This is a genomic window from Burkholderia catarinensis, from assembly GCF_001883705.2.
In the GTDB taxonomy this organism is placed as follows: Bacteria; Pseudomonadota; Gammaproteobacteria; order Burkholderiales; family Burkholderiaceae; genus Burkholderia; species Burkholderia catarinensis.
This window is the reverse complement of the sequence record NZ_MDEQ02000002.1, coordinates 304,911-326,079: the sequence shown is the minus strand read 5'-3', so window position 1 is coordinate 326,079 and position 21,169 is coordinate 304,911. Positions and strand designations below refer to the sequence as shown.

The 21,169-nt window shown below is 64.8% G+C and carries 17 protein-coding genes and 1 pseudogene; 10 read left to right on the top strand and 8 right to left on the bottom strand.

Going from position 1 to position 21,169, the window contains the following annotated elements:
• Nucleotide 1 precedes the first annotated feature (1 nt).
• From BFF94_RS04670 to BFF94_RS38405, 9 genes and pseudogenes are all read left to right on the top strand, one after another.
• Entirely contained in the window at nucleotides 2–328 is a 327-nt protein-coding gene (locus BFF94_RS04670; protein ID WP_128841407.1) for an Imm58 family immunity protein, read from the top strand.
• 49 nt (nucleotides 329–377) lie between these two features.
• Nucleotides 378–1,220 carry an RHS repeat-associated core domain-containing protein gene (locus BFF94_RS38170; RefSeq protein WP_128841408.1) on the top strand — a complete coding sequence of 281 codons (843 nt, stop codon included), beginning with the start codon at nucleotides 378–380 and terminating at the stop codon, nucleotides 1,218–1,220.
• Complete coding sequence (locus BFF94_RS04660; RefSeq protein ID WP_128841409.1) at nucleotides 1,213–1,698, top strand: SEL1-like repeat protein; 486 nt, start codon at nucleotides 1,213–1,215, stop codon at nucleotides 1,696–1,698. Before BFF94_RS38170 ends, BFF94_RS04660 begins: the two co-directional genes overlap by 8 nt.
• Nucleotides 1,699–1,714: 16 nt before the next feature.
• Nucleotides 1,715–2,185 carry a hypothetical protein gene (locus BFF94_RS04655; RefSeq protein WP_219139044.1) on the top strand — a complete coding sequence of 157 codons (471 nt, stop codon included), beginning with the start codon at nucleotides 1,715–1,717 and terminating at the stop codon, nucleotides 2,183–2,185.
• 220 nt (nucleotides 2,186–2,405) lie between these two features.
• Complete coding sequence (locus tag BFF94_RS04650; RefSeq protein ID WP_128841411.1) at nucleotides 2,406–2,660, top strand: PAAR domain-containing protein; 255 nt, start codon at nucleotides 2,406–2,408, stop codon at nucleotides 2,658–2,660.
• Between the two features lie 48 nt (nucleotides 2,661–2,708).
• Nucleotides 2,709–3,635 carry a type IVB secretion system protein IcmH/DotU gene (gene icmH / locus BFF94_RS04645; protein ID WP_128841412.1) on the top strand — a complete coding sequence of 309 codons (927 nt, stop codon included), beginning with the start codon at nucleotides 2,709–2,711 and terminating at the stop codon, nucleotides 3,633–3,635.
• Between the two features lie 28 nt (nucleotides 3,636–3,663).
• Nucleotides 3,664–7,659 (top strand): type VI secretion system membrane subunit TssM, encoded by a 3,996-nt coding sequence (tssM, locus tag BFF94_RS04640; protein WP_128841413.1) that lies wholly within the window; start codon nucleotides 3,664–3,666, stop codon nucleotides 7,657–7,659.
• Between the two features lie 3 nt (nucleotides 7,660–7,662).
• Entirely contained in the window at nucleotides 7,663–8,007 is a 345-nt protein-coding gene (locus BFF94_RS04635; protein ID WP_128841414.1) for a hypothetical protein, read from the top strand.
• A gap of 116 nt (nucleotides 8,008–8,123) precedes the next feature.
• Nucleotides 8,124–8,309 (top strand): annotated as a pseudogene (locus BFF94_RS38405) (hypothetical protein); the annotation flags it as partial.
• Between the two features lie 25 nt (nucleotides 8,310–8,334).
• On the opposite strand, the gene BFF94_RS04630 reads toward BFF94_RS38405, so the two are convergent.
• Nucleotides 8,335–9,282 carry an MlaA family lipoprotein gene (locus tag BFF94_RS04630; RefSeq protein WP_128841415.1) on the bottom strand — a complete coding sequence of 316 codons (948 nt, stop codon included), beginning with the start codon at nucleotides 9,280–9,282 and terminating at the stop codon, nucleotides 8,335–8,337.
• The gene (hpnN, locus tag BFF94_RS04625) at nucleotides 9,275–11,908 is read right to left on the bottom strand and encodes a hopanoid transporter HpnN (protein WP_219139043.1); all 2,634 of its coding nucleotides are present in this window, start codon (nucleotides 11,906–11,908) and stop codon (nucleotides 9,275–9,277) included. The genes BFF94_RS04630 and hpnN overlap by 8 nt, the downstream gene beginning before the upstream one ends.
• Before the next feature lie 340 nt (nucleotides 11,909–12,248).
• On the opposite strand from hpnN, the gene BFF94_RS04620 reads away from it, so the two are divergent.
• Nucleotides 12,249–12,845 (top strand): MlaC/ttg2D family ABC transporter substrate-binding protein, encoded by a 597-nt coding sequence (locus BFF94_RS04620; RefSeq protein ID WP_128841416.1) that lies wholly within the window; start codon nucleotides 12,249–12,251, stop codon nucleotides 12,843–12,845.
• 101 nt (nucleotides 12,846–12,946) lie between these two features.
• Here the strand turns inward: BFF94_RS04620 and BFF94_RS04615 are convergent, their stop codons facing one another.
• The 6 genes from BFF94_RS04615 to glcF all read right to left on the bottom strand — a co-directional run bounded on the left by BFF94_RS04615 (nucleotide 12,947) and on the right by glcF (nucleotide 21,145).
• Nucleotides 12,947–13,591 (bottom strand): response regulator, encoded by a 645-nt coding sequence (locus BFF94_RS04615; RefSeq protein ID WP_128841417.1) that lies wholly within the window; start codon nucleotides 13,589–13,591, stop codon nucleotides 12,947–12,949.
• 28 nt (nucleotides 13,592–13,619) lie between these two features.
• The gene (locus tag BFF94_RS04610; protein ID WP_128841418.1) at nucleotides 13,620–15,002 is read right to left on the bottom strand and encodes a cache domain-containing protein; all 1,383 of its coding nucleotides are present in this window, start codon (nucleotides 15,000–15,002) and stop codon (nucleotides 13,620–13,622) included.
• Nucleotides 15,003–15,156: 154 nt separating this feature from the next.
• Nucleotides 15,157–16,722 carry a sensor domain-containing diguanylate cyclase gene (locus BFF94_RS04605; protein WP_219139042.1) on the bottom strand — a complete coding sequence of 522 codons (1,566 nt, stop codon included), beginning with the start codon at nucleotides 16,720–16,722 and terminating at the stop codon, nucleotides 15,157–15,159.
• A gap of 563 nt (nucleotides 16,723–17,285) precedes the next feature.
• Nucleotides 17,286–19,460 (bottom strand): malate synthase G, encoded by a 2,175-nt coding sequence (locus BFF94_RS04600; RefSeq protein WP_128841419.1) that lies wholly within the window; start codon nucleotides 19,458–19,460, stop codon nucleotides 17,286–17,288.
• Between the two features lie 33 nt (nucleotides 19,461–19,493).
• Nucleotides 19,494–19,898 (bottom strand): GlcG/HbpS family heme-binding protein, encoded by a 405-nt coding sequence (locus BFF94_RS04595; protein ID WP_128841420.1) that lies wholly within the window; start codon nucleotides 19,896–19,898, stop codon nucleotides 19,494–19,496.
• A 20-nt stretch (nucleotides 19,899–19,918) separates the two neighbouring features.
• The gene (gene glcF, locus BFF94_RS04590) at nucleotides 19,919–21,145 is read right to left on the bottom strand and encodes a glycolate oxidase subunit GlcF (RefSeq protein ID WP_219139041.1); all 1,227 of its coding nucleotides are present in this window, start codon (nucleotides 21,143–21,145) and stop codon (nucleotides 19,919–19,921) included.
• Nucleotides 21,146–21,169 lie beyond the last annotated feature (24 nt).

The window sequence follows — 21,169 nt, the reverse complement described above, 5'->3', positions numbered from 1 at the left end:
CATGAACAAGGCCGCGAAGTCAATCGTATTGATGCTCATAGTCACGTGCTTAGTCCTCACTTACCTCTGGATCGACAGAAGCATATCCTTAACTTACTCGAGACAAAGCACCGATGCAGCGAGCAGTGCCATGCGAGGATTAGAGCGCGTATTGGCGCAAGAGTGGCGAGACTTGCCTGAAGCCGAAGTACTTCGACGACTTCAGGCAGCATTTCCGTCAGGACCGGGCGGGCGACCCGTCGTCAAGAAAGAAGGTGACGTCATCTGGCTCGATGAGGTTCCGTTCTACATTGAGAAAGGGAGACTGAAAAGTATCGGTAGCCGATGAGATGACCTAGTTGAGACGATAGTGATGATTCGTATAGGACTGCGACTGGATGATGCAGGAGGTGCGGACAGGACGCACGTCGCACGATGTGACGTACGTATCGCATCCGGATCATGAAGGGCCGTTGACGCGGCTGGCGGAGGGGCAGGCATGGCACTACGTGACGGATCACCTGGGGACGCCGCAGGAACTGTACGACGACCAGCGCGAGGTGGTGTGGGCAGCGGGTTTGAGTGCGTACGGACGGACGGCCCGGAGTCTGGCGCATGCCGTTGACAATCCGATACGGTTTCCAGGGCAGTACTACGATCAAGAGTCGGGGCTGCACTACAACCGGTTCCGGTACTACGATCCTCAGGTGGGGCGGTATATCAATCAGGATCCGATTGGATTGCTTGGCGGCACAAATAGTTACACCTATGCGGACGCGCGACCGACAGTCGCTGTCGACTCACATGGTCTCGCTTCCATCGCTGTCGGGGCGGAGATGGGGGCTGCTGCAGGAACCGCAGTGTTTCCGGGGGTTGGTACGATCGTTGGCGGAGTGGTGGGCGCCATAGCGGGGATCGGCGTAGTGGTCTGGATGGCGTCTAGGTCAGGTGATTCCAATGATTCTGTAACCGCTACAAAAGATAGAGCAGTATCGTATCCAGACAGAGTGCGGAGAAAATATACGTGTATCTGTCGGGCAAATCGAGATGGCAGAAGCGAAACCAACTGTTCAAGAAATAATCAGAAGTTTGCCATGGGGTATGGGGCCGGCAGTACTTTGATGGAGGCGAAGAAAATGGCGGAAAAGGATGCAAAAGAAAAGCTTTGTGCAAAGTCTACACATCATGTTCAGAGTCGATGCACAGGGCCAAAAGGTGAGAGGATAATTCCACGTGGATAAGCATGGTGTTGACGCGGTGCTAAATAGAGTCCGCGATCTGATTAATCGAGATAATATTGATTTGGCCAGAAAGTTGCTCGCGCCATTGGTTGAGGAGAAGAATGGCGAAGCTCTTTTTATTTATTCGATGTTCAGTAATCCGGGTGAGTCAGATGACGACTTCGAGCGCAGAAGTATTTCGCTTCTCCGTGAAGCGTCAGTCGCCGGGTGCGTGTCGGCAATATACGCGCTAGGGAATTTTTATCTCAATGGCGACCTTGTTGAAAGGGATGACTTTGTTTCTTCGCTGCTATTTAAGCATGCAGCCGAGCATGGGCACTCAGCAGCAAAACTGGCCCATGGGTTGAATTTGTTTTACGGATCAAATGGGATTGAGAAAGACGAGTTGCTGGGAGTTACCTTTGTTAAGGCGGCTGACTCGGAAGGAGTCGAGGGGGCGGCTGAGGAACTTCGTGAACTAATGCGCCCAAAATATTGAAATTCGAGCGTCAATTGTGAGTGAGCATGTGCATCACGGCCGTGTCTGGCGGCTCACACACGGAGTGGATGCGATAGGGAATCGCGACTGGACGAGCGTGCCGGAAGTCGGTGCGCTGGTCTGGCAGCGCTACGGCTCGGGACACGTGCACGGCGTTCTGCTGGACGAGCATCCGCTGGCGAGCTTCGAGCGGGATCGGCTGCATCGGGAAATCCAGCGCACGCAAGGTCCTGCCTCACATCACTTCGGGTATGGCGCGAACGGACTGCTGGCCGCGCATCGCTGGCAGAACCTCGATGAACGGGGGCGGTCGCTGGAGAGGCCGCGGCCGTGGCGGGCGTGGGAGTACGACGCGGCCGGGCAGTTGACGACAATGGACGATGCGTGGCGGGTCAAGCGAGATTTGATTGTTCAGGGGGCGTGGCAAGGAGTAAAGCAAGGCGGGAAGTGTGTTTTTGGTGAGGAGAAAAAATGCGAAGAAGAATAGATAGAACGTGGCTTTACATTTTATTTTTTATTCCGTTTGCATTTTTTTATGAACCGATAAAGAGATATTTGGGCGGGGGTGGATTATTTGTTGTGTGCTCCGTGGTTTATCTGTGTGTCTGTTCTGCTTTGGCCATTTTTTTTGGAAAACCCCGAGAACGCAAATAGCGTCATGCTTTTCAAGGTGTGAAATTGGACAACCATTTTTGAGGTATATCTGAATGTCAGCTTTCGTCGCAACTCTTGGCACGTTGACTACCCACGGCGGCGCTGTCACATCAGCCAGCGCGGGCGTCGCGATCAACGGACGCCCTGCGGCATGCGTAGGTGATTCCGTGTCGTGCCCGTTACATGGCCCGGGCGTCATTACGAACGGCGGTTTTGGCACGATCAACGGCCGTCAAATTGCTCATCATGGCAATGACACGAGTTGCGGAGCGACTCTTGTTGTGTCCGATGGCGGCCCTACGGTTTGACCTTACTTACGTTGAGCGCGATGAGTCGATTCTTGAATTCACCCCTGCATGCCCCAGTCCGTTAGCGCGCCCAAGATCGTGTCGGCTCGACGCACGCTCGCACCACCGCGACGACCGAACGGTATCTTCCTCTCTGGCAAGAATACGGGGCAGCAACCCAATGCACGCCGTAGTCGTCCGTTGGGACCACTTTCGCCGCCCGAGGACGAGCAGACGAGGCTGGCTGCGGTACTTGGCCACCGGAACGCCTTGCTGGAGGCGAGCAGAGTGCTGCTTCGAGCGTTTGTGGATATGCCTGCGCTAATCGGCATCGGCCACGACGAACGCTTGCGCGACCTGTTGATGGACGAAGTTCGCGTGTTCGAGCGCCTATGTGTGCGGGCCAACGTCCGCAGCGAACACATGATCGGCGCACGATATTGCCTGTGTACGGCGTTGGACGAGGCCGCAATGCGTGTACTTGCGTCGCGAGGCGATACGTCGGGGAGTGCCGCATGGGCTGCCGGTGCGCTGACTCAGCGTATTGGAGAAGACAACCAGGGTGGTTCGAAAATCTATGTGCTGTCGCTGCGTTTGTTGAAAGACGACGCCGATCACTGGCCATTGCTCGAAGTGATCTACCGGATTTTCAGCCTGGGGTTTGAAGGTCGGTATCCACATGGCAGGACGTTTGGCGTGCACGACCGCATACGAGAGCGAATTTACAACGCGATTGCCACGTATTTGCCACCTGTTCCAGACGCGCTCTCACCTCATGCGCGATCTACCGTAACGATTCGGCAAACATTCTATTTCGAAATTCCAGTGTGGATGTCGGTGACCTTGCTGTCAGTGACGCTCTGCGCACTGTATGCCTTTTGCCGTATCGAGTTGGGCGCACAAGCGGACGACGTGCAGCGACAACTCTCCAACATTGCGCGTGTAGCGACGACAGGCAGCGCGATCGATCCACCGAGGGCCAGTCCGGCACGGTAGTGCGAGTCGGACGCCAGTCACCGTACACATGAAGAAGATTCTCTCGTTTCTACATTCGCGTCACCTATGGGCAGTCGTGACGGTGATCGTTGCTGCTGTCGTGATCTGGTTTGCGGGCCCGCTGGTGAGTTTCGGTGGGTTGAACCCGCTCGCATCGGTAGGCATTCGGCTGACTTTGATCGCCTTGGTCCTTGCTGCATGGGTTCTGTGGCTGATCGACTGGTCGACGAGCATCGTGATCGTCGCGCTGCTCTGTCTCGCGATCTGGCATGCGTTTCCACTCCTGACGTTGGCTGGCAAGTCGCTGTTTGCGCCCGTGATGGTCCGCATTCTGGCAATGGCCGGCGTTGTGCTCGTGTATGCCGTCTCCATGTTGGTTCGATGGTGGAGGCGCATGCGTCGGCATCCGGGCCAGCTCAGACGTTTGCTTCGACTGGGCACGCGTGGCGCTCGGCCGTTGGCAGCATCGCGCTTGACCAAGATCGAAGACATGGCCCGTGCAGCGATCACGCAGTTGAAAGCCCGGCGCGGGGGAACCCGTGGGCTGGCGCGGCTGTTTCGATGGCCAGCGTATCTCTACGATGTGCCATGGTATGTCGTGCTGGGCTCGAAGGGTTCAGGCAAGACCACGGCGCTGCTTAATGCGGGTCTGGTGTTTCCGCTCGATGCGCAACTTCAGCATTCGCTTGCGCTCGATGATGCTCAAGCCTTGCCGGGTTGGCGGTTGACCAATGAGGCGGTGCTGATTGATACGGCCGGCCACTACGTACGGCACGGCACGTCGCACTACTCGCTGACCGTGGAGTCGTCGGAAGCGTCGAATGACGGAAAACCGGAAAAGCGGCCATACGACATGGGTGCGGTTCGCCGGCAGGCCGACGCCGCAGAGTGGAAGGGATTTCTCCAGCTGCTTCGCCGTATCCGGCCACGCCTGCCGCTGAATGGCGTGCTGTTGACGATCGATGTCGCTGCCTTGACCCATGCGGACCTCGACGTACGTGCGACCGAGAGCCGTGCTTTGCGGGCCCGTCTTGAGGAGATGGAAGCCGAGTTCGGCACCGGATTTCCCGTCTGGCTGATTGTCACGAAAACGGACTGGCTTCCGGGTTTCACCGACTATTTCGCTTCGCTTGGCGAGCCGGGGCATGCGCAGACATGGGGCGTGACATTGCAGTCCGACCCAGGGGCGCGGACGGACGATGTGATCAGGACAGAATTGAACCTGATGGCAACGCGTCTTGCCGATGGTGTGAATAGTTTGCTTCGCAACGAAACCGATCCGACGCGCCGTCGCCAGCTGGCGATGCTGCCAGAGGCGTTTGCGGCACTCACGGAGCCGCTGGCCGACCTGATCGACCAAGTATTTGCTGGGGACGGGTACGGTGCGCCGGCAGTACCGCGTGCTGTGTTCCGAGGGGTTTACCTGACGAGCGCGGGCCAGACCGGCCAGCAGGTCGCTGCGGAACGTCAAACGCTGTTGCAACGCATGGCTGGTGCATCCGGTTCGCAACGGAAACCCCCGCGACGAGAGCGTGGCGAAACCAGCTATTTCCTGCGCGATTTGTTGCCCGGTGTCGTATTTCGCGAGGGGCGTCTCGCGCGCCCGAACCGGAACCGGGAGCATCGTGTGCGCTTGCAGCGGTGGCTGGGGCATTCGCTCGTGTGGGTGATCGCCGCCGGGTTGTGCACGAATCTTTGGAACAGCTTCGTTGCTGAACAGGCATCCCTCGGCACACTAGCTCACAAGACACGTAGGCTGGCAGCCTTGCTGGCAGGAAGCGATCTTTCCGCCAATCCTGATCGTGTGCCGATGATGCTGGACAATGCAAACGAACTGCTGCGCGACACAACGCATCTTGCCAACGATTCCGAGGTCGCGTTTCGCGTCGGAACGGACCGCCTCAATATGATCGAGTCCGACAGCCGCCATGTGTACGAGGCGCTGTCGGAGCACGTTGTGTTACCGCAAATCGTTCGCCGGATGGCGGACGTGATCAAAGGTGCTGCGGCGAGCGGTGATGCCAAGGCCGCTTACGACGCGTTGCGCGTGTACTTGATGCTCCACGACAGGGCAAGGTTCAACGCGAACGACGTCAAGATGTGGGTGCTGGATGATTGGGCGCGGCACGACAGCGCGGCGATGTTCGGCGGGCGCGCGGCAATGATCGGCCACGTACAGCAACTGTTTTCCGAAGGACATGTCGTGCAGTCGCCACTGTCACGCAACGAAGGAATGATCCAGCAGGCGCGCGCATTTCTCGACAGCAGCAATCCGACCGATCGTCTTTACCAACGCGCCAAGGCGGTGATGTTGAAAGACGCGCCCGACGAATTTTCGCTGCTGCGTGTGGTCGGGCCACAAGCAGGCGTGGTATTCACGCGAGCCAGCGGGGCGCCTTTATCCAGCGGCGTGCCAGGAATCTTTACGCTGGAGGGTTATCGAGCGGTGTTCAGCAAACGCTTGCCAGAATTTCTTCAGGTGGCAAGTGAAGACGATGCTTGGGTAATGGGGCGCCGGACGATGGATGCTTCCGCAAGGAATCCAGCTGGTGTGCTGAACGTATCGAACCAAAATGGCGACGTGTTGCTGGCAGCGATCACGCGTCAGTACCTGACCGAATACGCTCAACAATGGGACGCATTCCTTGACGACATTCACATCGTGAGCGGAACGAGTCTTGCCTTTAACTTGACGGTACTGCGCGCCCTCGCTGCGCCCGATTCGCCGCTGACTCGTCTTGCGCGAGCGGCGGCAAACGAAACGACGCTGACGCAGTCGATGGCGAAACCGGACGGTTCCTTTCTGGAAAAAGCGACAGAGGCTGTCAACCAAAAAACCGAGAAGGTGCTAGGGCCGCGTGCATCGGAGCAGGTTGAGCGCGAGTTGGTCGATAACCGCTTCGCGGCATTGCGTGAAGTGGTGACGGGCTATGCCGATGCACGATCGGATACGCAGTTGGCCGGGACGTCGGCGGGCAAAACGGGCCTGGATGGCGTTACCGGTCTGTTGAACGACTACTACAAGACGCTCACGATTTCCGACAATGCGCTGTTGAACAACAACATGCCGCCGGTGAGTGAGAACGCTGCGAAGCTCAAGATGACGGCTGACACGATGCCTGCGCCATTCCGGGCGGTCTTGCATCAACTCGCCGTCGATGGCTCGCGTGGGGTGAATCAGGGTATCGGCGAGCTACTGTCGCGCCAGATGCAGGCGGCAGTCGCGGACACCTGTCGCATGACGATCGCAGGCAACTACCCGTTCGCGCCCGACAGCACGCGCGACGTTGGTATCGATGATTTCACACGCATGTTCGCGCAGGGCGGCGTGATCGATGAGTTCTTCATGAAGACGCTTGCACCGTTCGTCGACACGGCCGCGAAGCCGTGGCGCTACCGGACGCTGCCGGGCGCGACCGAACCCGTGCAGGGGCCGGACCTCGAGCCATTCGAGCATGCGAAGGCGATCCGCGACATTTTCTTCAACGATCCTGATCGGAAGAAACCGAGCTGGAAGGCTGACATCCGAATCCCTGAACTCGACCCGACGATCATGAGCCTGTCGCTCGACATCGACGGGCAGACGACGCTCTATCGACATGGCCCGGTCGCGCCTTTCATGGTGACATGGCCGGGACCGCGTGGTGGTGTCCATGCTCAGCTCGCCGCGAGCCCGCACATTCGGCCGGACACTTCGACGATCGCAGCGGACGGGCCGTGGGCGCTGATGCGCTTGCTCGGGAAAGGTCGCGTGGTGGAGGCTGCTACACCGGGTCGCACGCGAGTCGCATTCGGTTTTGACGGTCGAGAAGCAGCACTCGACATCACGAGTGCGGGAGGTGTCGCGAACCCGCTGACAAGCGATGTGCTGAAGTCATTCCGGTGCCCGAGCACGATGCCTATGGTCAATCTGCCGGACAGTGGCCCTCCGGTGGGGCTGCCGCGCGGTTCGATTCCGGTCGTCCAGAAAGGGGAGCGCGCTGCGATGGCTTCAACAACAGCATCGTTGGCAAGCCAAAGGTAATCGATGATCCGGCGAAAAATCACTCATATCAAAACGATTGCAGCCATTGTTGGTGTTTCCTCTGTTGTATTTGTTGTGTTTGGAGGAATATCGGTGGGGTATTCGATGGCCACAATTACTGTTCTTGGCGTCATGGGTGCCTTGTTCGGTGCCATAGCAGTACCGGAACTGGAGCCGAGCGCATTTCGGTATCCGACTCTCTGGCAAATTTCCTGTTCGGTCGCAGGGAGTTTGCTTGTGGCTCTGATGCTGGAGTCTGGCGCAGAAGGTTATTTGCTCGCAATACTGAGCGGAACATGTATCGGTTATTTGGCGCCGTTCTGGATAAAGCATATCGTCTTGCCATAACGATCAGGACGCGCCGCATACAACTCATGCGACGCCTCCGCTCTTCCACCGCCGCTCAGTTTTCCTGCAACCGGATTTCCCGCGCCGACATACACGATCCCGCCAGGCATGACCTTTTTGACGGTCGAGAAGCAGCACTCGATATCGCGAGCGCGGGAAGTGTTGCGAACCCGCTGACAAGCGATGTGCTGAAGACTTTCCGGTGTCCGAGCACGATGGTGGTGCTTAACCTGCTGGAGAGCGGCCCGCCGCCGGGATTGCCCCGGGGCGCGTTGCCGGTAGTTCGCAAGAGCGGGTTTTGATTGAGTAGATTTGAGGCGGCCGACGTTACTGCGCGGCCGGACTGCTTGCCGGCATCGCCGGCGCTGCCGTCGATGCCGCTGCCGGCGCGCTCGCGGGCATCGCATTGTCCGCGCCCGGATCGTCGTACTTTGGCAGGCCCGGCGCGGCCGGCGCGTTGTTCGGCGCGGCGCCCGATGCGCCGCCCGACTCGCCCGGATCCTCGTAGTTCGGCAGCCCCGGCACGGCCGGCGTCGCGGCCGGCACAGCGCCCGATTCGCCCGGCTCGTTGTACTCCGGCAGCGTGGCCGACGACGACTGGCTGCGATACGTCAGCGACTTGCGCTGCTGCAGGTACGCGTCGCGCACGAACGAATACGGATCGAGCGCGGCCTGCTTCAGCAGGTCGGTCGCGCCGAGCAGGTCCGAACGCGCGCTGATGAACTGCGCGATGTACATCGGGTTGCGCGCGGCCGGCTCGATGTAGTTGAGCAGGTTGAAGCGGACGTCGACCGCACGGCCGACACCGTCGCGGAACGTGCTCGGCCCGAACACGGGCAGCACGAGGTACGGGCCCGACGGCATGCCCCAGCGCGCCATCGTCAGGCCGAAGTCCTGGTGATGCTTCGGCAGCCCGGCCGGCGTCGCGATGTCGATCAGGCCGGCGACGCCGAACAGCGAGTTCATCGCCACGCGCATCAGATCCTGCGTCGCATCGGTGATGCGCAACTGCAGCAGGTTGTTCGCCATGTTGCCGAGATCGCCGAGGTTCGAGAAGAAGTTGCTGATCGCGGTACGCACGGGCGTCGGCGTGACCTTCTGGTAACCCCTCGCGATCGGCACGGCGATGTTCGAGTCGACGGTATCGTTGAACTTGTACATCGCCCGGTTCATCGGCTCGAGCGGGTCGTTGGGATTGCGGTTCGGTCCCGTCGCGCAACCGCCCAGCATTGCGCTGGCGGCGACGGTTGCCGCAATGATTCGCACCTTATTCATTGATTCCTTGCGATTGGTTCTTGGCGCGTTTGACGCGCGGTTTGCCCATCAGGACGGGCTGGAACACCACGGCGCCGATCAGCGTGCAGGTCAGGGCCAGCGCGAGCAGTTTGCCCATGCTCGACGTGCCCGGGTGGTGCGACAGCCACAGGCTGCCGAATGCGGTCGCCGTCGTCGCGGCGCTGAACAGCACGGCATGCGTGAGGCTCGAATGCAGCAGCCCCGTCTGCCCCGCGCGCCATGCCATCACGAAATACACCTTGAACGCGACGCCGACGCCGAGCATCAGCGGCAGCGCGATGATGTTCGCGAAGTTGAGCGGCATGCCGAGCACGACGCACATCTCGAGCGTCACGATGCCCGACACGAGCAGCGGCACCAGCGTGCGCAGCACGTCGCCGAAGCGGCGCAGCGTGACCCACAGCAGGACCGTGATCGAAATGATCGACCACAGCGCCGCGTGCAGGAACGCGTTGATGATCGTGTCGGCCGAATGCAGGATCGAGATCGGCCCGCCGGTCGTGCCCGGTTCCGCGGCTTTCACGGTCTTCGCGAACCGGCGCAGCATCGTGTCGTCGTTCGGGTCGACGCCCTTCGGCACCTTCGGCGAGATCTGCACGAGCGCGTGGCCGTCCGGCGCGACCCAGTCGCGCACGAGCTGCGGCGGCAGCGATTCGCGCGTGATGTCCTGCGGCTGCAGCAGCGCCGCGAGCTGGTCGAGCGCGATGCGCAGCGTGTCGGAGAACGCGCGCTCGGCGCGGTCGCGCGTCGCGCTGTCGGCGGCGGCGAGCTTCGCGAGCGACGCGGACAGGTGCTGCGCGGCGGCCGCGCCCGGGCCCGGGTGATCTTCGGCCGCGTAGCTCAGCAGGTCCGACACGCGCTTGAGCGCGGCGACGCGCTGCGCGTCGGTCGCGGCCGGCGCGGCCGGTTGCGTCAGCGCGGGCAGCAGGTCGCTCGCGGCCGCGGCGATCGCCGCGCGCTTGGCCGGCTGGTCGGCGGGGATGAAGGTCGACAGGGTGGTCGTGCGGCCGACTTCGGGCAGCGCGTCGAGGCGCTTGGCGGCCGCGTCGGCATCCGCGAGCGACGGCGCGAGCAGCGTGACGTCGTTGACGGCGGCCTCCGGCGAATCCTTCAGCGCGAGCAGCGTCGCCATCGATTCGCTGTGCGGATCCTTCAAGTGCAGCGGGTTGAAGTCGAAGCGCAGGAACGCGAGCAGCGGCAGCGCGCCGATCACGACCACGAGCGTGCCGATCAGGATCGGCTTGCGATGGCGATCGAGGTAATCGTCGACCGGCGCGAGCCACGGGAAGCCCGGCGTCTTCGATTCGCCCGGCGGCGCGAACAGGCGCAGCAGCGCGGGCAGCAGCGTGAGCGTGGTCAGCAGTGCGACGAACATCCCGACGCCGGCGATCAGGCCGAGCTCGGACACGCCGCGATAGGCGGTGGGGATGAACGAGAAGAAGCTCGCCGCGACGGCCGCGGTGGCCAGCGCGAGCGGCATGCCCATCGAGTGCGCGGCGCCGATCAGCGCGTGATCGATGCGCTGGTCGCGGAAGCGTTCCTCGCGATACTTCACGCCGTACTGGATCGAGAAATCGACGCCGAGGCCGACGAACAGCACCATGAACGCGACGGAGATCATGTTCAGCGAGCCGACCATCGCGAGGCCGAGCGCGGCGGTCACGACGAGGCCGACGAACAGCGTGACGAGCACCGAGGCGATCATCCGCTTCGAGCGCAGCGCAAGCCACAGGATGACGAGCACGGCGAGCAGCGTGAGGGCGCCGTTGAGCGCCGCGCCGTCCTCGACCGACGCGAATTCGTCGTCGGCGAGCGGCTGTTCGCCGGTCAGGCGCACGGCCGCGCCGTAGCGCTTCTCGAGGTCGAGCGAGCGGGCGGCGTCGCGGATCACCTGGCTGGTTTCCGCGCCGGCCTTCAGCGCGCCGTAGTTGACCACGGGCTGCACGGTGACGAACGCGCGCGCGGGCTGCCGCGCGGCATCGCTGTCGACCAGCGCGCGCCACGAGAACGCGGCCGGCTTGCCGGCCAGCACGTCGTCGACCGTCGCGGCGCTGCGCGCGAGCAGCTTCGCCATCGCGGGCAGCTTCACCTGGCCGGTCAGGAGCGGCTGGCCGAGCGTGGTGGCCAGCGTCGTCGCGAGCCCGGTCAGGCTCGGGTTCTTCGCGAGTTCGTTGACGAGCGGGCGCGCGCTCGCGAGCTGCGAGGTGGTATCGGAGACTTCCTGCGGCGACAGGAACAGCAGCCCGTTGTGCTCGAAGAACGGCCCGCCGCCGGGTTCGGCGACCTGGCCGATGCGGCCGGCGTCGGCCTGCTTTTGCAGCGCTTCGGTCAGCGCGTGCGCGGCGGCATTCGCGAATTCGGGCGCGGGCGCCTCGACGACCGCGAGGATCGTGCCGCTGCGTTGCGGGAACGCTTTGTCGACGGCCTGGCCGAGCGCGGCCCATTGCGGTTCCGCATCGACGAGCTTGCTGATGTCGGTGTTGATCTTGAAATGCTGCGCGACGTAGACGCCGCTGACGGCGGCGATGACGAGCGACAGGACGACGACCCAGACGGGTCGGCGCACCGACCACGCAACGAGTCGGACGATGAGAGATGTCACCATGTGGCGGTGGGGAGCGGCTGGCAAGGGCAAAGTAGCCAAGTATACCGGCGCGGCGTGGCGACGGTCGTGACGTTGGGTGGATTCGGGGCAGGAAGGAGATTTGTTCGCGACGCGGGAATCGGCACGGGCGGCCAGTTCATTTGTATGGGGATATTTACATAATTGGCGCCGCGCTGCTTCGACGCGCCGTCGCGCGCGCCTGGCGACGCCTGTGACAAATGAAGCTGAAAGGTAACAGTCGGTCACGGCACGGCAACCGGGCGTCGGGCCCGGTATACTTTGCGCCACCGGTCGATGCAAAGAGCCGGTCGTTTTTTCCCATCGAGTGCGATATATCCGTATGAAACGTCATCTGTTTGCTTTCGTCGCGGCCGCCGCCGTGTCGGTTTCCGCTTTCGCGCAGAGCGCGCCGGTCGACATCGTCCGCAATGCGGTCGAGGGCACCGTCACCGCGATGAAGGCCGATCCGGCCGCACGCGGCGGGGACATGACGAAGGTCTCGCAGGTCGTCGAGCAGCGCTTCCTGCCCGCGACCAACTTCGAGCGCACGACCCGCATCGCGGTCGGCGACGCGTGGAAGCAGGCAACGCCGCAACAGCAGCAGGAGCTGTACAAGCAGTTCAAGCTGCTGATGACGCGCACCTATGCAGCGTCGCTCGCGCAGCTCGGCAGCCAGGATGCGAAGTTCTCGTTCAAGGCCGGCGGCGCGTCGGGCGCCGATGCGCTCGTGCAGTCGACGGTGACGACGCCGGGCGACAGCCAGTCGGTCGGCTATCGTCTCGGCAAGGTCGGCAATGACTGGAAGATCTACGACATCGACATGTCGGGCGCATGGCTGATCCAGGTCTACCAGGGGCAGTTCAAGAGCCAGCTCGCAACGGGCGGGATCGACGGCCTGATCGCATATCTGCAGAAGCACAATTCGCGGACGAACTGACGGCCGCTTGCGGTCCGGAGTCCGGATGCACGAAGGACGCCCTCGGGCGTCCTTTTTCATGGCTGCGCGTTACGCGCAGCGGAGCGCCGCGCCAGACGGTCCTACCGCCGCCGATGCTCGACCGCGAACTTGATCAGCTCGGCCTGCCCTTCGATCTCGAGCTTGCGCTTCAGGTTGAGCCGGTGTGTCTCGACCGTGCGCACCGACAGCCCCGTCTGCTGCGCGATCTGCTTGCTCGACAGCCCCTCGGCCAGCGCGTCGAGGATGTCGCGTTCGCGCGGCGTCAGCCGGTCGAGCGGCGAAGCTGTCGCGCTCGCGTGGATCATCCGCGCGGCGAGCCCTTCGCTGAAGAACGTCTGCCCGGCCAGCACGACGCCGATCGCGCGGACGATCTCGCTCGCGGGCGAATCCTTCAGCAGGTAGCCGCTCGCGCCGGCCCGCACGGCCTGCGTCACGTATTCGGTGTTGTCGTGCATCGACAGCATCAGCACGCGAATGCCCGGAAAACGGTCGTGGAACACGCCGGCGAGCGTGATGCCGTTCATCCCGTTCATGCCGACGTCCATCAGCGCGAGATCGGGTTCGAGCGACGCGGCGAGCCCGAGCGCCTCGTCGGCGTTGCCGGCCTCGCCGACCACCGACAGTTCGGCCGCTTCGAGCCGCATCCGCAGGCCGTCGCGCACGAGCGGATGATCGTCGACGAGCAGCAGTCGGGCGGCGGGCCGGGCGGTGTCGGGGGCGCTCATGGGCAAAAGGTCTCCGGTTATGGGGGCGTCAGGCTGCACTGCGCAGCGGCACGCGCGCGGCCACGATCGTGTGGCCGACCTGCGACGTGATCGTCAGCGTGCCGCCGAGTGCGTCGAGGCGCTCGCGCATGTTGCGCAGGCCGATGCCCCGGCGCGCGTCGGCCTGCGAGCGTTCGGCGTCGAAGCCGCAGCCGTTGTCGGCGATGGTCAGCATGACGGATTGCGCGCCGACGTCGAGCGTGACGGCCGCGCGCGACGCCTGCGCATGATGCACGATGTTGCTGAGCGCTTCCTGCGCGATCCGGAACAGCGCGGTGTTGACGGCCTCGGGCAATGGCCGCGCGCCGCTGTGCGCGACCTGCGTGTAGCCGATGTCGATGCCGCTTTCGGCGCCGAGCTCGCGGACGAGCTGCTCGAGCGCGGCCGCGAGGCCGAGATCGTCGAGCATCGCGGGACGCAGCGCATGCGAGATGCGCCGCACTTCGCGCAGCGTGTCGCCGAGCCGCACGACGCCCGATGCAAGTGCCTGCTCGGCCGCGGGCAAGCGCGCCGTGCCGCGTTCGAAGCGCGCGAGCGCGGATTCGAGCATCAGCTTCGCGGACACCATCATCTGGCTGATCCCGTCATGCAGTTCGCGCGACAGCCGCGCCCGCTCCTGCTCCTGCGATTCGACGACACGCTGCGCGAGCAGCTTGAGCTTCGCGTCGGCGCTGCGCGACTCGCTGACGTTCAGCACCAGCGCGCACACGGCGATCGCCGCCGCGCCCGTGAGCGCGATCGCGGTGAGCCAGCTCATCGTGCGCTCGATGTTCGCGGACGCGCGGGCGTCGATGCGCTGCAGCGCGATGTCGACGTCGTCGAGATAGATGCCGGTGCCGACCATCCAGCCCCAGCGTTCGAGCGCGACGACGTAGCCGAGCTTCGGCGCGACGCGGCCCGTCGACGGCCGCTGCCATGCATAGCGCACGTAGCCGCCGCCGTGCGACGCCGCGCCGATCAGCTTCTGGATCGTCAGCGCGCCCTGCGGGTCGCGCATCGACCAGAAGTTGTGGCCGACGCGCTCGGGCTCGCGCGGATGCATCAGCGAATTGCCGTGCAGGTCGTACACGAAGAAATAGCCGTCGGGGCCGAAATCCATCTTCTGCAGCATCGCGAGCGCCTGCGTGCGCAGCATCGCGTCGTCGCGCGCGTTGCGGCCGCTCGCGTCGTAGAGCGGCATGACCGCGCTCGTCGCGAGCTCGACGTAGTGCTTCAGCTCGACTTCCTTGCTCGACAGGTACGCGGCCTGGATCGTCGCATGCTGCGTGCGCGCGAGCGACGTCGCCTGCTGGCGCACGCCGAAGCCGATGCCGGCGATCGCGAGCAGGAACGGCACGATGGCCAGAAGGAAGATCTTTGCCTTGAGTCTCATGGTGGTGCGAAGCGGCCGCGCACCGGCGCGGGCCGGCCGGGCACGTCAGCCGCGCGGCGGCGCGGCGGCGCGGTGGCGTATCGAGCCGACATTGTCGGCGATTTTGCACGCGGACGGCGGCGGCCCGGCGGTCGCCCCGCCGCTACCCGTGCGCTCAGGCCTGCCGCGACGCGAACCAGTCGGGCGGCTCGGCCGTCTGTACGACGATGCGATTGCGCCCGCCTTCCTTCGCGCGATACAGCGCATCGTCGGCCAGCTTCAGCGCGGCCTGCATGTCGTCGTCGCGTTCGGGATAGCTGGTCGTCACGCCGACGCTCACCGTCAGGCGGTCGGCCGTGCCGGCGTCGTGCCGGATGCCGAGATCGAGGATGCCGGTGCGGATCGTCTCGGCGATCGACACCGCGCCGTCCGTGTCGACGTCGGGCAGCAACACGACGAACTCCTCGCCGCCGTAGCGCGCCGCGTAGTCGGCCGGGCGGCGCAGGCAGCCGGCGATGCAGTGGCCGACCGCGGCGAGCGCGTCGTCGCCGGCCTGGTGGCCCTGCGTGTCGTTGTAGTGCTTGAAGTAATCGACGTCGATGAACAGCAGCGACAGCGCATGCTGCGAGCGCGCGGCGCGGCGCCATTCGCGCGCGAGCGTGACGTCGAGCATCCGGCGGTTGTCGAGGCCCGTCAGGCCGTCGGTGCGCGCGAGCGCCTGCAGCTCGGTTTCCGCGCGATGGCGCTTGCGCAACTGCACGTCGAGCAGCAGCGACAGGCCGACGAAGCCGATCGCGAGCGCGGCCATCGCGGAGCCGATCGGAATCGCGCGGTCGTACCACGCGGCGTAGGTGTCCGCTTCCGAGCGCGCGATCATGACGATGAGCGGCAGTTGGTCGAGGTGCCGGAACACATACAGGCGCCGCACGCCGTCGATCGACGCGGTGTCGGCGAAGCTGCCTTCGTTGGCGGTCATGAACCGCCGGAACGTGCTGGCACGGCTGATGTCGCGGCCGACGATCTTGGGGTCGTACGGCTCGCGCGCGAGCATCTTGCCATTCGTGTTGATCAACGCGACCGAGCCGCGATCGCCGAGCGACAGGCGCGAGAACAGGTTCTGGAAATATTCGAGCCGGATCGACATCACGGCGACGCCGCCGAACGACCCGTCGGGCTTCGTGATCCGCCGGCTGAGCGCGATGCTCGGCGAGCCGTCACGCAACCGCGAATGGTACGGGTCGCTGACGTACAGGCCGACGTCGGGGCGGTCGCGGTGTATGGTGAAGTACGGCTCCTTGCCGAAGTTGGCCTTGCGCGGCACGTCGCTCTTGCCGTCGACCGCGATGTCGCCCTTGGCGTCGAGCACGTAGATGCCGCCGAGGTACTTGGCCGTCGTCGCACGGTCGAACAGGACCTGGCGGCGCAGCGACATCGGCAGCCTGGCGACTTCGGGGTCGTTCTCGCCTTCGACGACGGCCTGCAGCGACAGCGAATAGATCTCGATGTTGCGCTCGATGTCCCACGACGCCATCAGCGCCAGGTTCTGCTGCATCGCGATCGCGCGGTCGCGCGCGTCGATACGGCCTTCGTACAGCACGATCCCGCACAGGAGCAGCAGGAGCAGCGCGATCAGCAGCCCGGTATAGAAGATCAGGTGCGGCAGCAGGAACCGGCGCAGATGAGCGGCGACACGGCTCGTCAGGCCGGATTCGCTGGGCATTGCGTAGTCGGTTTCTGCCATGGTCCGTGGATCGATGGGCATCGCCGCCGGGCGGCGGGCCGATGCGATTGTTCGTATGACGTGTCGGCAGCGATCCGATGCGCGACCCTTCCGTTGCGTCCTCTCCGTTCTGCGGAGAAAATGGACACCGGTTATCGGAAATCGCGGCCAGATTAACCGGTAAATCAGATATTCACTGGCAACATCTGCCGCGATTCGATGATCCGACGAATCGGGCGGCGCGGATTCAACGGAGTATAACGCGCGCACTCGCGTGCGCGGAAAATGTTGCGGCCCGTTGATCCGGATCAAATTACGGTGAAATCCCCGGCTTGCCAATATCGGGTGAATCGTTGCAGCGCAAGGCTTTCCGGGATGACCGGAGCAGGCGCGCAGCGCGCGGCCGCCGATTGTGGCGGTTTAACGGCGGGCGTACGCGAAAGGCGAAAGCGTGCGATATGCGCCGATTATCCGTTTCAACCGATGGCTTCAACGGTCGCGTGAGCGTAAAAATGAAAACGGGCGGCCATGACGGCCGCCCGTTTCGTGATGCCGGCATGCGGGGCGGACCCGCATGCGCATGCTCAAGCGCCGTGCTGTTGCGCCTTGAACGCGAGCCGGAACCGGTGCAGCAGCGGCTCGGTATAGCCGCTCGGCTGCGACGTGCCCTGCAGCGCGAGCGCGCACGCGGCCTTGAACGCGGTCGACTGGTCGTAGCCGGGCGCCATCGGGCGATAGTTCGGGTCGCCGGCGTTCTGCTGGTCGACGACGCGCGCCATCCGCTTGAACACGTCGAGCACGAAGGCCTCGGTGATCACGCCGTGGCGCAGCCAGTTCGCGATGTGCTGGCTCGAAATACGCAGCGTCGCGCGGTCTTCCATCAGGCCGACGTCGTGGATGTCGGGCACCTTCGAGCAGCCGATGCCCTGTTCGACCCAGCGCACGACGTAGCCGAGGATGCCCTGCGCGTTGTTCTCGACTTCGCTCAGGATCTCGCTCTCGCTCCATTCGGCGCGCTCGACGACCGGCACGGTCAGCAGGCCTTCGAGCAGCGCGTCGCGTTCGCTCGCGTACGGCGTCTTCTCGAGTTCCTGCTGGACGGCCTGCACGTCGACGAGATGGTAGTGCAGCGCGTGCAGCGTCGCGGCGGTCGGCGACGGCACCCACGCGGTGTTCGCGCCGGCGCGCGGATGCCCGATCTTCTGCTCGAGCATTGCGTGCATCAGGTCCGGCATCGCCCACATGCCCTTGCCGATCTGCGCGCGGCCGCGCAGGCCGGCCGACAGCCCCGCGAGCACGTTGTTGCGCTCGTATGCGGTGATCCAGGCCGAGGACTTCATGTCGCCCTTGCGGATCATCGGGCCCGCTTCCATCGCGGTGTGCATCTCGTCGCCGGTGCGGTCGAGGAAGCCGGTGTTGATGAACGCAACGCGCGCGGCGGCTGCCGCGATACAGGCGGCGAGGTTCACGCTGGTGCGGCGCTCCTCGTCCATGATGCCCATCTTCAGCGTGTTGCGCGGCAGGTTGTACAGATCCTCGATGCGCGCGAACAGCGTATCGGCGAACGCGACTTCGACCGGGCCGTGCATCTTCGGCTTCACGATATAGATCGAGCCGGCGCGCGAGTTGCGCTTCGCCTTCAGGTCGTGCAGCGAGCACAGCGTGGTGACGACGCCGTCGAGGATCCCTTCCGGAATCTCGTTGCCGTCGCGGTCGAGCACCGCGCCGTTGGTCATCAGGTGGCCGACGTTGCGCACGAACAGCAGCGAGCGGCCGTGCAGCGACAGCGTGCCGCCGGCCGGCGTCGTGTAGTCGCGGTCGGCGTTCAGGCGGCGCGTGAAATGCTTGCCGCCCTTCGCGACTTCCTCGACCAGCGTGCCCTGCATCAGGCCGAGCCAGTTGCGGTAGAGCTGGACCTTGTCGTCGGCGTCGACCGCCGCGACCGAATCCTCGCAGTCGATGATCGTGCTGACCGCGGCTTCGAGCACGACGTCCTTCACGTTCGCGAGATCGGCGCGGCCGATCGGCGTCGACGCGTCGATCTGGATCTCGAGATGCAGGCCGTTGTGCTTCAGCAGGATCGCGGACGGCGCGCCGGCCGCGCCCTGGTAGCCGACGAACTGCGCGGGCTGCGCGAGCGACACGACGCCCTGGGCAGTTTCGACGGCGAGCTGGCCGTCCTGCACGCGGTAGCGCAGCGCGTCGCGGTGCGAGCCGCTCGCGAGCGGCGCCGCGTTGTCGAGCACGTTGCGCGCGTAGTCGATCACGCGCTGGCCGCGCGTCGGGTTGTAGGCCGCGGTGCGTTCGGCGCCGCCGTCCTCGGGCAGCGCATCGGTGCCGTACAGCGCGTCGTACAGGCTGCCCCAGCGGGCGTTCGCGGCGTTCAGCGCATAGCGCGCGTTCGACAGCGGCACGACGAGCTGCGGGCCGGCCTGCGTGGCGATCTCGCTGTCGACGTTCGCGGTGGCTGCCGCGACGTTCGACGGGGCCGGCACGAGGTAGCCGATCTGTTCGAGGAATGCGCGAAACGCGGCGTGGTCGCGCACGGGGCCGGGGTGCGCGCGGTGCCAGGTGTCGAGTTCGTGCTGCAGGCGGTCGCGTTCCGCGAGCAGTTCGCGGTTGCGCGGCGCCAGGTCGTGCACCAGGGCCGAGAAACCGCTCCAGAACGCGGCCTTGTCGATGCCGGTGCCCGGCAGTGCTTCGTTTTCAATGAACTGGCTCAGCGCTGGCGCGACTTGCAGTCCTGCTTGGTCGATCATCGTTAATCCTCCCGGGGAAAATGCGCGCGCGGCTTAGGCCGAGACGCTTTGTGTGCCGGCGCGGGCGATCTGCGCGTCCTGTTCCGACTTTACGCCAGACACGCCGATCGCGCCCGCGATCCGGCCGCCGACCGTGACCGGCACGCCGCCTTCGAGCAACCCCGTCAGCGGCACGCTGAGAAACGCGGTGCGGCCACCGTTGATCATATCCTCATACGCTTTCGTCTCGCGACGGCCGAGCGCCGCCGCGCGCGCCTTGTCCTGCGCGATGCAGGCGCTGGCCGGCGACGCGCCGTCCAGCCGCGCGAACGCAAGCAGGTGGCCGCCGTCGTCGACGACGGCGATCGACACGGCCCAGCCGTGGCGCTCCGCTTCCGCGCGGGCGGCGGCGAGCATGCGGTCGGCATCGGCGAGCTCGAGTTCGGGTTTCGTTTGCATGGAGGTCCTCCGGAATCAGTTCAGTTGGCGCGTCGGTTGTCGACGAGCTCGATCCAGTGGCGCACGGGCGTGCGACCCGCGCCATTCAGGTGAGTCTGGCAGCCGACGTTGGCCGTGACAATCAGGTCCGGCCGCGCGGCTTCGAGCGCATCGAGCTTGTTGTCGCGCAGTGTCGTCGCGAGTTCGGGCTGCGTCAGCGCATACGTGCCGGCCGAGCCGCAGCACAGATGGCCGTCGGCGACATTCGTCAGATCGAAGCCGAGCCGCGTCAGGATGCTTTCGACTGCGCCGCCGAGGCGCTGCGCGTGCTGCAGCGTGCACGGGCAGTGGACCGCGACGCGGCGTGGCGTCGAATCGGCCAGCGCGTCGAGCGGCTCGGCCGCGATCACCTCGGCGAGATCGCGCGCGAGCGCGCTGACGCGCCGCGCTTTTTCCGCATAGGCGGGGTCGGAGCGCAGCAGGTCGCCGTATTCCTTGACGAACGCGCCGCAGCCGCTCGCCGTCAGCACGATCGCTTCGGCGCCGGCTTCGATCGCGGGCCACCACGCGTCGATGTTGCGGCGCGCGCGGGCGAGGCCAGCGTCCTGCGCGTTCAGGTGATATTCGGTCGCGCCGCAGCAGCCGGCCTCGCGCGCCGGGCTCACGCTGATGCCGAGCCGGTCGAGCACGCGCGCGGCGGCCGCATTGGTGTTCGGCGACAGCGACGGCTGCACGCAGCCTTCGAGCATCAGCACGCGCCGCGCGTGGCGCACGGCCGGGCGCGGCGCGGCCGCGGCCGCGGGCACGGCGGCCGGGATCTTGTCCCGCAACGTGCCGGGCAGCAGCGGGCGCAGCGCGCGGCCGGCCTTCAGCAGCGCGGCGAACGTCGCCGGGCGCGGCACGACGTGGCGCAGCCCCGCGCGCAGCAGGCGTTCGCGCGCAGGCCGCCGCACGCGCTTCTCGGCTTCCGCGCGGCCGATGTCGAGCAGCGTGTGGTAGCGCACGCCGGACGGGCAGGTCGTCTCGCAGTTGCGGCACGTCAGGCAGCGGTCGAGATGCTGCTGCGTGCGCTCGCCGCACGGCTCGCCTTCGAGCAGCTGCTTGATCAGGTAGATGCGGCCGCGCGGCCCGTCGAGCTCGTTGCCGAGCACCTGGTAGGTCGGGCAGGTCGCATTGCAGAAGCCGCAGTGCACGCACGCGCGCAGGATCGCTTCCGCTTCGTCGGCCAGGGCGAGGGCCTTGCTTGCTTCGCTGAGATTGGTTTGCATCGGCAGGTCGGGGTCGGGTTCGCG